13 protein-coding genes are annotated in these 14,725 nt (G+C 42.7%); 8 read left to right on the top strand and 5 right to left on the bottom strand.

The features are described 5' to 3' along the window. Positions 1-14: 14 nt before the first annotated feature. Positions 15-839, bottom strand: a complete 825-nt coding sequence (locus J4N23_RS15050; protein ID WP_207428481.1) for a glycogen/starch synthase — start codon at positions 837-839, stop codon at positions 15-17. A gap of 143 nt (positions 840-982) precedes the next feature. On the opposite strand from J4N23_RS15050, the gene panC reads away from it, so the two are divergent. The 5 genes from panC to J4N23_RS15025 all read left to right on the top strand — a co-directional run bounded on the left by panC (position 983) and on the right by J4N23_RS15025 (position 6,118). After that, positions 983-1,822 carry a pantoate--beta-alanine ligase gene (panC, locus tag J4N23_RS15045; protein ID WP_207428479.1) on the top strand — a complete coding sequence of 280 codons (840 nt, stop codon included), beginning with the start codon at positions 983-985 and terminating at the stop codon, positions 1,820-1,822. A 61-nt stretch (positions 1,823-1,883) separates the two neighbouring features. Beyond that, on the top strand, positions 1,884-2,234 hold the full coding sequence (panD, locus tag J4N23_RS15040) for an aspartate 1-decarboxylase (RefSeq protein WP_207428477.1): 351 nt from the start codon (positions 1,884-1,886) through the stop codon (positions 2,232-2,234). Between the two features lies 1 nt (position 2,235). Continuing rightward, positions 2,236-2,727 carry a D-glycero-beta-D-manno-heptose 1-phosphate adenylyltransferase gene (gene rfaE2 / locus J4N23_RS15035; RefSeq protein WP_207428475.1) on the top strand — a complete coding sequence of 164 codons (492 nt, stop codon included), beginning with the start codon at positions 2,236-2,238 and terminating at the stop codon, positions 2,725-2,727. A gap of 35 nt (positions 2,728-2,762) precedes the next feature. Next, positions 2,763-4,004, top strand: coding sequence for a redoxin family protein (locus J4N23_RS15030; protein WP_207428473.1), 1,242 nt, complete (start codon positions 2,763-2,765; stop codon positions 4,002-4,004). Positions 4,005-4,006: 2 nt separating this feature from the next. After that, positions 4,007-6,118, top strand: a complete 2,112-nt coding sequence (locus J4N23_RS15025) for a M1 family metallopeptidase (protein ID WP_207428471.1) — start codon at positions 4,007-4,009, stop codon at positions 6,116-6,118. On the opposite strand, the gene J4N23_RS15020 is transcribed toward J4N23_RS15025, so the two are convergent. Then, complete coding sequence (locus tag J4N23_RS15020) at positions 6,119-6,463, bottom strand: phage holin family protein (RefSeq protein ID WP_370527281.1); 345 nt, start codon at positions 6,461-6,463, stop codon at positions 6,119-6,121. Between the two features lie 226 nt (positions 6,464-6,689). On the opposite strand from J4N23_RS15020, the gene rimP reads away from it, so the two are divergent. From rimP to infB, 3 genes are all read left to right on the top strand, one after another. Then, positions 6,690-7,154 carry a ribosome assembly cofactor RimP gene (gene rimP / locus J4N23_RS15015; RefSeq protein ID WP_207428470.1) on the top strand — a complete coding sequence of 155 codons (465 nt, stop codon included), beginning with the start codon at positions 6,690-6,692 and terminating at the stop codon, positions 7,152-7,154. Between the two features lies 1 nt (position 7,155). Further along, a complete protein-coding gene (gene nusA, locus J4N23_RS15010; RefSeq protein WP_207428469.1) occupies positions 7,156-8,391 on the top strand; it encodes a transcription termination factor NusA in 1,236 nt (411 codons plus the stop codon). A gap of 89 nt (positions 8,392-8,480) precedes the next feature. Next, positions 8,481-11,507 (top strand): translation initiation factor IF-2, encoded by a 3,027-nt coding sequence (gene infB, locus J4N23_RS15005; RefSeq protein ID WP_207428468.1) that lies wholly within the window; start codon positions 8,481-8,483, stop codon positions 11,505-11,507. Between the two features lie 82 nt (positions 11,508-11,589). Here the strand turns inward: infB and J4N23_RS21285 are convergent, their stop codons facing one another. From J4N23_RS21285 to glf, 3 genes are read right to left on the bottom strand one after another with little or no spacing between them, the layout of a single operon-like run. After that, positions 11,590-12,660 (bottom strand): glycosyltransferase family 4 protein, encoded by a 1,071-nt coding sequence (locus J4N23_RS21285; RefSeq protein ID WP_207428467.1) that lies wholly within the window; start codon positions 12,658-12,660, stop codon positions 11,590-11,592. Continuing rightward, on the bottom strand, positions 12,657-13,562 hold the full coding sequence (locus J4N23_RS14995) for a glycosyltransferase family 2 protein (protein WP_207428465.1): 906 nt from the start codon (positions 13,560-13,562) through the stop codon (positions 12,657-12,659). Before J4N23_RS14995 ends, J4N23_RS21285 begins: the two co-directional genes overlap by 4 nt. After that, positions 13,559-14,671 (bottom strand): UDP-galactopyranose mutase, encoded by a 1,113-nt coding sequence (gene glf / locus J4N23_RS14990; protein ID WP_242689248.1) that lies wholly within the window; start codon positions 14,669-14,671, stop codon positions 13,559-13,561. Before glf ends, J4N23_RS14995 begins: the two co-directional genes overlap by 4 nt. Positions 14,672-14,725: the final 54 nt, after the last annotated feature.

Genomic DNA, 14,725 nt, shown 5'->3' with positions numbered 1-14,725 from the left:
TATCTACTTCTTTATTAAGCAAGAGAAACGAGTTCCTCGTTCGCAATTTCTTCGTAAAGGTTATAATAATTTTCGAAATCAGAAGTATTTTCGTATCCCAGGACTGGTTTATTGCTGTTTTTAACAAACTTTAACACTCCCTCGCTCACCTCTGCACAGCCGTAAACAACAGCATCAGAGTAGGAAATAGCACCGATATTTAAAGCATCACAATCAGCATTTTTGAATGCCTCGGTATGATCAGCTACCATCCCGTTCATAATCGCTTTTCTCGCGAACTCAGGATTTAATTTCTCGGTAAAGCCATCTTCATATACAGAGTAAACTACTTTTGCACTTTTAAAGGTAGGATCGTCTTTATAGGTGGTTTTTAAATATACAGGCACCAAAGAAGTCATCCAGCCATGGCAATGCACCACATCCGGTGACCATCCTAGTTTTTTAACTGTTTCGAGTGCTCCTTTACAAAAAAATATGGTACGCTCGTCATTATCCTCAAAGAACTTATTACTATTATCCCTGAAAACGTGCTTACGCTGAAAATATTCTTCATTGTCAAGGAAATAGACCTGCATTCTGGCTGCAGGAATAGACGCGACTTTAATGATCAGCGGGTTATCGTTCTCATCGATGATGATGTTCATTCCTGATAGACGTATCACTTCGTGAAGGCGGTTCCGACGCTCGTTGATATTTCCGAATCGAGGCATCAAAATCCGGATTTCAAATCCTTTGTCTTGCATTGCCTGTGGAAGCTGCCGGGTTATTTCAGAAATTTTTGTTAACTCGAGGAAAGGCGACATCTCGTGGGTAATAAACAATAGCTTCGTTTTTGCCATCTCCAAATGTTAAAGATTAAAAATTAGAATAGAATTTGGGACTGCAAATATAATCATTATTTTAGGACATATCAACGATTTACGCAAACCCCTTTGATATTTTTTTAGTTATGAGCACCTTTGCGCTTATCTAAGAGGGTACTTTGAGAATATTCACATCTAAAACGGAACTATCTTTCTTTCTTTCCGAGTTAAAGAATCAAAATAAGACAATAGGGTTTGTGCCTACAATGGGAGCTTTACATCAAGGCCATTTATCCCTGATTGAAATTGCGCAGGCACAGGTGGATATTGTTGTTTGCAGTATTTTTGTAAATCCAACCCAGTTTAACGATCCCAAAGACCTTGAAAAGTACCCCCGGCCGATTGAAACAGATATTAAAAAGCTGGAAGAAACTCGATGCGACGTGCTTTTTATACCCTCAGTGGAAGAAATGTACAGCGCCGGAGAAAGCTGGGATCTCGACCTGGGGTATCTTGAGAAGGTTTTGGAAGGTAAGTTCAGGCCCGGCCACTACAAGGGAGTGACCCAAATTGTTAAGAAGCTATTTGACGTGGTTAAACCAGATGTTAGTTTCTTCGGACAGAAAGATTTTCAGCAGGTGAAGGTGATCGAGGCAATGGTGCAAACCTTTCAGCTCCCTGTCACTGTCGTAACTTGTCCCATTTTAAGAGAGCCCGACGGCTTAGCCATGAGCTCCAGGAATGTGCATTTGTCGGTAGTAGAAAGAGCACAGGCTTTGGCCCTATCGAAAACGTTGCATCAAACGGTTGCCGCCTTTCCTGAAAGCTCTATAGCCGACCTAAAGCAGCAGGCAGAAAACTTCTTAAACAACAGCGATGGAGTTAAACTGGAATATTTTGAGATCTGTAACGCAGAAACGCTGCGGCCCGCGGAGTCGAAAGAGGAAAAAAGCCTCATCGCACTTTTAGCTGCTACAGTGGGCAACACCCGTTTGATTGACAATATCATTCTAAAGTAATCTCGATTGCCTTAACATGGCTATTACACTTGCTAATTAAACTTTTGCTACTTTTGTGACCATGATTATCCAGGTTTTGAAGTCGAAGATACACCGGGTGAAGGTAACGCAGGCGGAGTTGAATTATGTAGGAAGTATCACTATCGACGAAGATCTAATCGAAGCCGCCAACATCATCCCGAATGAAAAGGTTCAAGTTGTAAATAACAACAATGGTGCCCGGTTCGAAACTTACGTCATTAAGGGAGAAAGAGGATCGGGAGTTATTTGTTTGAATGGCTCTTGTGCCCGATTAGCGCAAGTTGGAGATATTATTATCATTATGTCCTACGGGCAGTTACCTATGGAGGAGGCAAGGAAATACGAGCCAATCCTGGTATTTCCAGATGAAAACAACCGGTTAATAAAATAAAATGAACAAGCTGCAGATCGCCGAAAACAAAATAATGTCTTTGGATCAGATATTACGAATGGTAAATATCTGGCGATTGAAGGATCAGAAAATTGTTTTCACGAACGGCTGCTTTGATTTGCTGCATCTTGGCCATGTTGACTACTTGGCGAAGGCCGCCGATCTGGGAACCAAATTAATTGTGGGCCTAAATACGGATGAATCGACTTCAAGATTAAAAGGGCCTCATCGCCCTATCACAGATCAAAACTCAAGAAGTAAAATTCTTTCATCCTTCTTTTTTATAGATGCAGTCGTCCTTTTTAATGAGCCTACCCCCCTTGAGCTTATAACTGCAATTAAGCCCGATATTCTTGTAAAGGGAGCGGACTATACCATTGATAGGATTGTGGGTGCCGACTTTGTACTTGCTAACGGAGGCGAAGTGCAAACCATCAGCTATATTGACGGATATTCAACCTCCGCTATCGAAAGCAAAATCAAAAACAGTTAGAAAGCTTCCCGGTTACCATTTTAAGGCTGACATGTATGAGGAAAACTGTCTTACTACTTGCAATATTTTTTGCCGCTATTATTTTTTCACCAGGATGCAGTAAATCTGAAGGCGGCCTCAAATCAGGAACATGGAGAGCAACGCTACAAACCCAATCTAAAGCAGAAATACCCTTCAACTTTATTCTTTCCGACTCTTCCGGCCAACATCTAATTCATATTATCAACGCAGATGAAAGACTTCGGGTAGAAGATATTACAGTCAAAGATGATTCGATATTCATCAAACTCCCTTTATTCGACTCCGAGATCCGGGCACAGATTCGAAAAAACACTTTGGTGGGTCGATGGATAAAACACCTACCGGAGAAAACTACCACTATGCCTTTTCGGGCAGAAGCAGCCACAGAATGGCGCTTCTTCAATGCTAGTGGTAAACCAGGCACTCGGGTAAGCGGTCGGTGGTCGGTAATTTTCTATGATGAGACCCAAAAAGATACTACCCTTGCCATCGGCGAATTCAGACAGCAGCAAAGAAAGGTGACAGGTTCATTTTTAACATCTACCGGAGACTACCGCTTTCTGGAAGGAATTTTGTCTGGAAACAAGCTTTACCTTTCCACGTTTGACGGCTCTCATGCGTACCTGCTTACAGGAACTTTAAATAAAGACAATACTATTTCAGACGGACTATTTTATGCTGGATACTCAACTATTAGAAACTGGACAGCAAGAAAAGACGCGAACGCTATGTTGCCAGACGCCTATGCCTTAACTTCATTGAAGAGCGGCGAGGATCGCCTGAACTTTCAGTTCCCGGACCTGCAAGGAAATCAGGTATCACTAAGCGACAAGAAATTTACAGGAAAAGTTGTAATCGTTCAGTTTCTCGGTTCCTGGTGTCCAAATTGTATGGATGAAACTGCATACTTGTCCTCGTTTTATAATCAATATAGAGGCAAAGGAGTTGAAGTAATTGGTCTGGCTTACGAACGAACCAACGACATAGAGAAATCAAAAAAGAGCGTTGAGCAGTTACAAAAGAGATTCAGTGTAGCTTACCCATTACTTATTACCGGTTACACCAACAAAGAGGTCCTGAAGAGTATGCCTTCCTTAAACGACTTCAAAGCATTTCCAACCACCGCCCTAATCGACAAAAAAGGCAAGGTGAGAAAAATCCATACAGGATTCAGTGGTCCGGGAACAGGGGAGCACTATGAGCAATTCAAACAGGAGTTTGAACAACAGGTTAAAAACTTATTGGCAGAAAATTAACGATGATTCTACTTTTTAAAAGATACTCTCCTCTTATCCTTCTTGTTTTTTCTTTTTCTTGCTCCACCCAAAAGGTAACGCTTGATCCCATCACGATAAATGCAAATGCGCTTGGCGCTAACATCTATCGAGGCAGCTACCCAAGAACCGTCGACATCCTTCATACGAAGTTGGACCTAAGACTGAACTGGGACAGCTCTGCAATACAGGGCAAAGCACTCATTGATGCGAAGCCTTATTTCTATGCAGTTAATCAACTTGTTCTTGATGCAAAAGGGTTCAAAATAAACGCGGTTGAGCTTGCGAGGGGGTACGACCGTCAGCCCCTGAAATACAGCTATGACGGAAAAAAAATTCAGATCGCTTTGGACAAATCCTACACCAGGGATCAGAAATTCAGCATTTCTATAGATTATTTTGCAGAGCCTGCGAAGTTGAAAGTTGGTGAGGATATAGCGAGTCCTGGCGACCGTGGATTCTACTTCATCAACCCGGATGGAAAGGATAAAGAAAAACCGCAGCAGTTCTGGACGCAAGGTGAAACAGAGAGCAATTCTACCTGGTTCCCTACTGTAGAAGATCCGCAGGAGAAGATGACTCAGGAAATCAGCATCACCCTCCCAAAAAAGTTCACTACTCTTTCTAACGGGTATCTCGACTTTTCGAGTGATAACGGAGACGGCACAAGAACTGACAGTTGGCGGCAAGATCAGCCGCACTCGGTATACCTTGCAATGGTTGCTGGCGGCGATTTTGTGATTGTTAAAGATAAGTGGGAAGACAAAGAGGTGAACTACTACATGGAACCGGCATATGCTAAAAATGCAAAACTGATCTTTGGTAAAACTCCGGAAATGATCGATTTCTTTTCAACAAAGCTGGGAGTAGAATATCCATGGGAGAAATATTCACAGATAGTAGTAAGAGATTTTCATGGAGGCGCCATGGAAAACACCACAGCCACTACCTTTTTTGAAGGCATGAACCTCACTGAGGGCGAATATCAGGACGAGAACTACGAAGACATCATCTCACACGAACTTTTTCATCATTGGTTTGGCGACCTCGTCACAGCCGAGTCATGGGCCAATCTGCCCTTAAATGAAGCTTTCGCAACATACGGCGAGTACCTTTGGAATGAATTCAAGTACGGCAGGGACCATGCGGACTATCACTTGAACAACGACCTAAGGACGTATTTGTCTAATGGGAAATCTTCAGAAAAAGATGTGATTCGTTTTGATTATGCCCACCGGGACGACATGTTTGATGACGTAAGCTATCAAAAAGGAGGCAGGATTTTGCACATGCTCCGCAAAACGGTTGGAGACGAGGCTTTCTTCAAAGCACTAAACCTTTACCTAAAGAAGCATGCCTACAAATCAGCAGAGATTCATGATCTAAGGTTAACCTTTGAAGAGGTGACAGGGCTGGATCTAAACTGGTTTTTTAATCAATGGTTCTTATCGTCCGGGCATCCAATACTGGATATCGACACGCGCTATGAGGCCGCCTCAAAAACAGTGGAGGTTAATATCAAACAACAACTCGTCAAGACCCAAAATGCCGCCTACCGACTTCCTATTGCAATCGACATTTACAGTAATGGGACGAGGCAAAGAAAAGAAGTTACCCTAGCTAAAGCCGAAGAAACCTTTTCATTTCAGGTGGATACAGAGCCGGAATTGGTAAATGTGGATGCAGAAAAATATCTGCTGGCTGAGAAAAGAGAAAGGAAATCTGTCGCCCAATACGTTTTTCAATATGAAAACGCGCCCCTTTTTATGGATAGACTAGAAGCACTGCAAGGTTTACAAAAATCAGTTAGCGACAAAAGTGCGAGGGAAACTTTTATCAGGGCTTTAAAAGACAAAAGCTGGTCGCTGAGATTGATGGCTGTAAAATTTGTTCCACAACTTCTACCGGATGAACAAAACCAAGTATTCGAGCAAATCGCAAGCATGGCAACTGCTGATCCCCGGTCTTATGTGCGAGCTGCTGCTATCTCAGCGCTTGGCACTACCTACAAAAACAGGTCGATTGATCCCATCATTACGAAAGCACTGTCAGATACAGCGCCTAGCGTGATGAAAGCACTTGAAGGACTTCGGTAGCTAGCTAAACTTTTTGGCGATGCCGAAGATAATTTTGATAACGGCAAGTAAAGCAGCCAATAAAACCGGAGCTGTAAAGCCCGAAGTATTGAAGCTTGTCATAAAGTAGTCGACTAATAATACCATCAGTACGGAGATTACAAAAGACATTAGGCCGAGGGTCATCAAGTTTAAGGGAAAAGTAAAAAGTCTGAGGATAGCGCCGATCGTGGCATTCGCGAATGAAATAAGTACGCCCGCAATAACAGCGCTAACAAACCCGTCTACCTCAATTCCGGGAATATACTTAGGCGACAGCAATACAGCTAGCCCGATTAACAAGAATTCAATTATAAAACGCATCATTAATTTTAGGCTTTAACCCTTTTAAAAACACTCAAAGCTCCTACAAATATCCGAGAAATAAAAATACTACAGGAAGTGTAGTTAATACCCGTTGCAGACTTTAAATGGGAGGTTAAACTTAAAACCTTTTGTAAATCAATTTCTTGCTTGTGTCAAAATATTTTTATATTTGCAACATTCGAAAAGAGGGGACAATGCGTCCCCTCTTTTCTTTTACAGGAAAATTATGAACATAGAGCAGAAGGTAACAGAATTGGTAGAGCAGAAAATTGCTGATCGCCCTGACCTATTTCTGGTAGATGTGAAGATGCATTCCAATGGAAAACTTATCATTTTGATGGATGGCGATGAGGGAATAGGTGTTGCAGACTGTGCAGCAATAAGCCGCCATGTTGGTCATCACCTGGAGGAAGAGAATGTTATTGATCACGCCTACCATCTTGAGGTTTCTTCGCCGGGTATTGACACTCCCCTGAAACTGCAAAGACAGTACGAAAAAAACATCGGGAGACGAATATCAGTCAAGCTGGAAGACGCTCAAAAACGGGAAGGCAAATTGCTTCAGGTGTCCGAAGAAGGGATAACAATAGAAGAACAAAAGAAAGAAAAAGGAAAGAAAGCAGAATTGATAGAAAGCTTTATTCCATATAATCAGATAGCAGAAACAAAGGTGTTAATTTCATTTAAATAGAATGAGCAATATTAATTTGATTGACTCCTTCCAGGAGTTCAAAGATTTTAAAAACATCGACCGTCCTACGGTAATTAGTGTATTGGAGGAAGTGTTCCGTAGTATGATCCGTAAAAAATACGGCACCGATGAAAATTGCGACGTAATTGTGAATCCTGACAACGGAGATTTGGAGATTTGGCGTACAAGGACGGTAATGGAAGATGGATTTTCTGAAGATGACGATTTGGAAATTGAATTAGCCGACGCCCGCAAAGTGGATCCGGACCTGGAAGTAGGAGATGATTTTATTGAACAGATCACATTGGAGAGCTTTGGCCGTCGTGCCATCCTTGCGGCTCGTCAAACGCTTGTTTCAAAAATCCTCGAGCTGGAAAAAGATGAGATCTTTAAGAAATATAAAGATAGAGTAGGTGAGATTGTAACTGGAGAGGTGTATCAGGTTTGGAAAAAAGAGACTTTGGTACTGGATGATGAAGGAAACGAGCTTATTCTACCAAAAACAGAACAGATCCCAGCGGATTATTACAAGAAGGGAGACTCTGTAAGAGCGGTAATCTTGAAGGTAGATATGATGAATAGCAATCCTAAGATCATCATCTCCCGAACTGCGCCAGAATTCCTGCAACGACTGTTTGAGCTCGAGGTTCCTGAAATTTTTGATGGCTTAATTACCATTAAGAAAATTGTGCGCGAGCCCGGAGAGCGTGCTAAGGTTGCGGTTGAATCATACGACGATCGTATTGATCCGGTAGGAGCATGCGTAGGTATGAAAGGATCTCGTATTCATGGTATTGTTCGTGAATTAAAAAATGAGAATATCGATGTAATTAACTTCACAAATAATAGTTCTTTATACATCCAACGTGCTTTAAGTCCTGCCAAAATCACTACCATCAAATTAGACGAGGAAGACAAGCGAGCAGCAGTTTATTTAAAACCCGATCAGGTGTCATTAGCGATCGGACGAGGCGGTCACAATATCAAATTAGCCGGAAAACTTACAGGTTATGAGATTGACGTATACCGTGAGTCTGATGAAGATGATGAGGATGTGGATTTAGAAGAATTTGCAGACGAAATAGATGGCTGGATTATTGATGAGTTCAAACGAATTGGTTTAGATACTGCAAAATCAGTACTTGAACTATCTGTTGACGAACTTGTTAAACGTACAGATTTAGAGGAAAGCACAATCAGAGAAGTGATGGCGATATTAAGAGCAGAATTTGAATAAGTAAAATACTGATTTAGGTTCCGCTATTAATAAACGAGATAAAAAACGTATTTTTGTTTAAATTTTTAGCGAAGAGGTAATTTTTTTAGATGTCAGAAGGTAAAAGCATAAATTTACTAAAAGCTGCAAAAGAGCTGAATATTGGCTTAGCAACCGCGGTAGAGTCGTTAAGTAAAAAAGGCTATCAGGTTGAACCGAAGCCTACCACCAAACTCACCGAGGAAATGTACAATGCTCTTTTAAAGGAGTATCAAGGTGATAAGATTGTGCGGGAAGAAGCCCGCCAGATTGTTATTGGCAAAATCCGCCGTGACGATACGCCTCCTCCTGCGTCTGAAAGACAGGAAGTTCCTCGCCGCTCAAAAGATTTTGAACAAGAAGAAATTCTTATTAAAAATGCAGGTTCTTTCAGCCCTCCGCCTGTTGAAAAGCCAAAGCCACAAGCAGAAGACGATCAGGCCAAAGAGCAGGATGATTCTTCTTTGCCAGGTGTAAAAGTAGTAGGTAAAATAGATTTGGATGCGCTCAACAAGAAGCCGAAACCGGAAAATAAGCCGGAAGAAAGCCAGCCGAAAGTAGAAGCACCTAGCGTTCAGCCTGTGGTTGAAGCGAAGCCAGAACCAGTGCAAGAGGAAGCTCCCGCTCCGGTAAAAGCCGAGCCGGAGCCCGAGCCAGAACCAGCTCCTGTTACACCTGAGGTTCCACCGGCACCGCCGGTTGAAGCACCGAAGGAAGAGCCCGCACCTATCCCCGTTCCTGAGGAAAAACCTGTTGCACCTGTAGCAGAAGCTCCAAAGCCGGCTCAAGAAGAGCCTAAAGCTGAAGAACCAGCAGAAGATGAAGTTATCAGAGCTAAAGCTCAGCGTTTGAGTGGTCCAAATGTTATCGGCAAAATTGATCTTTCTGCTCAACAACCCCGCAGGAAGGATCAGCCTGTAGCTTCTTCCTCAAATGTGAATAATGATCATAAACGGAAGCGTAAGCGCAAAGACCTGCCGCCAGGACAAGGACAGGGCCAAAATCAACAACAAGCTACTGGTGGTGGTCAAAACCAGCAACGCCCTCCTCACGCCGGTGGACAAGGCAACCGTCCGGGCTTTACAGGGCCTGGCGCCAATCGTCCAAGCCAGACTCCGGGACGTCCCGACTTCAGAAATCGGGTAGCACCAGGAGCCAGAGGTGATGGAGGTTCTAAAGAAGAACCATCAGAAAAAGAAATACAAGATCAGATTAAGGCAACACTTGCTCGTTTGAGCGGTGCCGGAAAATCTGGAAAATTTGCTCAGAGAGCGAAACTTCGCAGACAAAAACGTGATGACGTTGCAATGTCGGCAGAAGAAGCAGCAATGGAGCAGGAACTGCAGTCTAAAGTTCTGAAGGTAACGGAATTCGTTACCGCAAACGAGCTGGCAAGTATGATGGATGTTCCGGTAACGCAGGTAATCTCTACCTGTATGAGCCTTGGGATGTTCGTATCTATTAACCAGCGACTGGATGCGGAAACTCTTACCATCGTCGCTGACGAATTCGGTTATGCAGTAGAATTTGTTAAACCGGAGGACGAAGAAGCAAGTCTGGAAGAAGAAGACAGACCAGAAGATCTGATTCCGCGAGCTCCGATAGTTACGGTAATGGGTCACGTTGACCACGGTAAAACATCATTACTTGACTTTGTTCGTAAAACCAACGTGATTGCGGGCGAAGCGGGTGGTATTACCCAACATATTGGTGCTTATGAAGTGCAATTAGAGGACGGTCGAAAAATCACCTTCCTGGATACACCAGGTCACGAGGCGTTTACCGCGATGCGTGCTCGTGGTGCTAAAGTAACTGATATTGCAATTATTGTAATAGCGGCAGATGATAGTGTAATGCCTCAAACTAAAGAGGCGATAAATCACGCCCAGGCTGCAGGAATTCCTATCGTGTTTGCTTTCAGTAAAATAGACAAGCCGGGCGCTAACACTGACAGAATTCGGGAGCAGCTTTCGCAGATGAACATTTTAGTGGAAGACTGGGGTGGTAAATATCAATCGCAGGAAATCTCTGCTAAAACAGGTTTGAATGTAGACCTGCTTCTAGAGAAGGTATTGCTTGAGGCGGAGTTACTTGACCTGAAGGCTAACCCAAATAAGCGTGCAACAGGAACCGTAATTGAGGCTGCCTTAGACAAAGGACGTGGTATTGTAACGACGGTGCTTATTCAGGCTGGTACACTCAGGGTTGGAGATCCTATCCTTGCTGGTAGCCATAGCGGTAAGGTAAAAGCGCTTACTAACGAGCGTGGACAAAAAGTTGACAAAGCTGGACCATCAACGCCGGTTCAGGTGTTGGGTATGTCTGGTGCTCCGACCGCCGGCGATAAGTTTAATGCTATGGAAAGCGAAGTGGAAGCACGTGAGATTGCAAACAAACGTCTTCAACTACAGCGCGAGCAAGGACTTCGTACGCAAAAACATATTACACTTGATGAGATCGGCCGCCGCTTAGCAATCGGAAACTTTAAAGAACTTAATATCATCGTTAAAGGTGATGTGGACGGTTCTATCGAAGCATTATCCGACTCGTTGCTGAAACTTTCAACGGAAGAAATTCAGGTTAATATTATCCATAAATCAGTAGGTCAAATTTCCGAATCGGACGTATTGTTAGCTTCGGCTTCAGACGCGATCATTATTGGATTCCAGGTACGTCCATCTCAAGGTGCTCGTAAACTTGCCGAGCAGGAGGAAATCGACATCCGTCTGTACTCCATCATTTACGATGCCATCAATGAAGTTAAGGCTGCGATGGAAGGAATGCTTGCTCCTGAGTTTGAAGAGCAGATTACGGCGAACGTGGAAATCCGCGAGACCTTCAAGATCAGCAAAGTGGGTACTATCGCCGGATGCATGGTTCTTGACGGAAAGATCAACAGAAACAGCAAAATCAGAATTATCCGCGATGGTGTAGTAGTTTACACTGGAGAACTGGCTTCATTGAAACGTTTCAAAGACGACGTTAAAGAGGTGTCAAAGGGTTACGAGTGTGGTCTAAATATTCAGAACTTCAATGATATCAAGGTAGGTGACATTGTGGAAGCTTACGAGAACGTAGAAGTGAAACGCAAGTTGTAGTAACTGTTTTTAAGTGAAAATATAAGAGAGGCAGATCCTAATGATCATGCCTCTTTTTTTTTACGCTTGACAGAAGAGACATTTAAGCTAAGCTGTTGTTAAACAGCTCTTCGAGCTGAGCAACCGACCTGTCCCAACTGAAATTATTTACAATATTTGCATGCCCTTTCTGCGCGATTCGTATTCTTAGGTCATTGTCCCCGATCAAACTTATTATCGCTGCAGCAAGCTTCTGAACATTTTTTGTAGGAACTAAAATAGCAGTCTCCTGATCGATCGCATAATCCTGATGTCCGCCGATGTCTGTGCAAATAACAGCGCAACCACATGCCATCGCCTCGGCAGGAGGTAGTGCCCACCCTTCACTGAGGCTTGGAGAGATGAATATTTGAGCGCTATTATATAACGCAGGAAGATTTTGGGGGCTTTGTACATATCTCATCCAGGCTGGCAGGTCTGCAGGGGCGGGAGAGGTGCCAAATAGTGTTACGGAAAGCTGCGGGAACTGCTCTTTCACCATATTCAAAGCGCCCAATCCGTATTTAGAACCCTTGACTTGTTCTCTTGAATACAACATAAGTATACTGCCCTCCCTTCTCTCTTTCTGCGGTACGCTAAGCTTAAATCGATCCAGGTCTATCGCATTAGGCAAAAGAACCGGCGACCGCCCCGAAATATCTGTAATCAACTGCTGAAGATACCTAGCTATTACGAGGTGATTTATCGCAAGCGTATATGACTCGCGAACCTTACTTTCGAATCCACGCCAAACTTCATAGCCTTGAATCAAATTAAATTTTATGCCTTTACTGGCTGGCAATTCCTCAAGTCTGAAAGCTAGCTCCCACCACGTGGAGATGACAACATCAGCATCAGGCAGATACTTAGCTGTGACATCCGGAATAATATAAACGCCCACGTTTTCGCTGAAATTAAACCATTTAGGAATATAGCTACCTCTAACTTTATGGGAAAAGTATTTGAACCAAACGGGCGTTTTCATGGGCCGGAAAGGTCGGCGCACGGTGTGATAGATCTGAACCTGATGCCCCCGAAGTGCGAGCCTGTTAGCGTATTCGTACATAATCTTTGTACCACCGCCCGGTTTGCTGGCAACATCGGGAAGAATAAAATTAATCCGAAGGGACCTCACACTTTTTCTACTCTAGGACTAAAAGTAATAGACTCAACCGAAGCAAGAAAATTAGCCTTAATGAACGTCCACTTATCTCCTTCCCGTTGCCTGTATATCCTAAAGGGTATTACAAACAGCCGTTTTAACAGCTTCGACAGGAACTTTTTATTACCATAAAAGTGTTTGAACAAGAAAAGCTCATTCCTTATTCCATACCTATACTTCCACAGATTCTTAATGGAATCTGTATAGATATCCGCCATGTAATTTACCGGGGTTTTATGATTCACCACACTGGTCGATGAATAAAAACCGTAGAAACCAGCCCTCGTTATCCTATAAGTATACTCAGCATCATCCGCCCAGATAAAAAACTCTTTAAAAGGTAAGCCTACCGCCTTTATTGCAGCTCTGTTAATTAATAAAGACACAAAAGAAGTTGATTGAATACTAATTAGACCTTCAGCGTCAAAAGTGTTAAAAGCGAATCCTTTAGGATAAAATGTGTGTACAGATGGCAGGTTCATGTAGTGCGGGCGGCTATCTTTCCAAATTGCCTTCGAACCAATAAACCCCGTATCGATTCCCGGCTGATTAGACAAGAACGCTGATTGTGCTTTAAGTTTTTCGAAGGCATCCGGATCAGGTATTGTATCATCATCCATCACCCATATCCAGTCGTATCCCTTTAAATAGCCTGCTTTTAGCCCTGTATAAAATCCCCAGGAGCCGCCTTGGTTCTCCTGGGTGATTAGAGTAATATCAGTCTGAGTGTTAAGCCATTCCGTTGTTCCGTCAGTTGAATTATTATTTACTACCAGAATCTCGTCTACCTTACTTGTTTGATCTCTTATTGCCTGTATGCATTCCTTTAATAATTCAAATCTGTTATATGTTACGATAACGGCTATAAACTTCATCTACCAAGCTCTCTTCTTACTTTTACAAGTGCAGAACCTATGACCTGATGCATGTCATAATACTTATATTCTGCTAATCTTCCACCGAAGATAACGTTTGTTTCAGCTTTCGCAAGCTCAAGATATCTTTTTACAAGCTCCGAATTCTTTTCATCATTTACAGGGTAATACGGTTCTGATCCTTTCGCTGCCGTTAACGGATACTCCCGGGTAATCACTGTCTTAGGCTGCGTTCCAAATTCAAAGTGTTTATGCTCAATGATTCTGGTATAGGCAGGCTCTGAGTCGGTATAATTGACAACAGCATTTCCCTGATAGTTTTCTCGGTCTAATACCTCTGTTTCAAACCGCAAACCGCGGTATTCGAGCTCTCCGAATTGAAAGTTATAGAACTCGTCAATCTTACCCGTGAAAACAATTTTGTCTGCTAATGCGGAGAGTTCATCCCGCTGTTCAAAGAAGTCGCATTCCAATCGTACTTCTATCCCCTCAAGTAAGCCATCAATAATTTTGTTATAGCCGCCAATAGGGATACCCTGATATTTATCGTTAAAATAATTATTATCGTAGGTAAACCGAACCGGAAGACGCTTAATAATGAATGCTGGTAGCTCGGTAGCTTTTCTACCCCACTGTTTTTCGGTGTAATGCTTAATAAGCTTTTCGTAAATATCTTTACCGACTAGCTTCAATGCCTGTTCTTCCAAATTTTTTGGTTCAGTAATATTTAAACCTGCAATTTGTTCTTCGATCTTCTTCTTAGCTTCGTCCGGCGTCTTAGTTTTCCATAAAGCATAGAAGGTGTTCATGTTGAACGGCAGGTTATACAACTCTCCTCTAAAGTTTGCTATCGGAGAATTAGTGTACCGGTTGAACTCTGCAAACTGGTTTACGTAATCCCAGATCTCTTTATCGTTCGTATGGAAGATATGAGCTCCGTACTCGTGCACATTAATTCCTTCAACCTCCCTACAATAAACATTACCTCCTGCATGCTTACGTTTGTCAATAACCAAGCATGTCTTTCCAGCTTTTTTAGCTTCGTGTGCGAAAACAGCTCCAAAAAGTCCGGAGCCAACTATTAGGTAGTCGTATTTTTGAATAGCCATTAATTATTAATTCTGATTTCTTGCTTTTAAACTAAACTTTGGGAATTTAGTTTG

Origin of the sequence: Pedobacter sp. SYSU D00535 (assembly GCF_017355855.1) — a bacterium.
Classification (GTDB): Bacteria; Bacteroidota; Bacteroidia; order Sphingobacteriales; family Sphingobacteriaceae; genus Desertivirga.
Note: the sequence above shows the minus strand (reverse complement) of the source record. Positions and strands in the feature narration are given on the sequence as shown.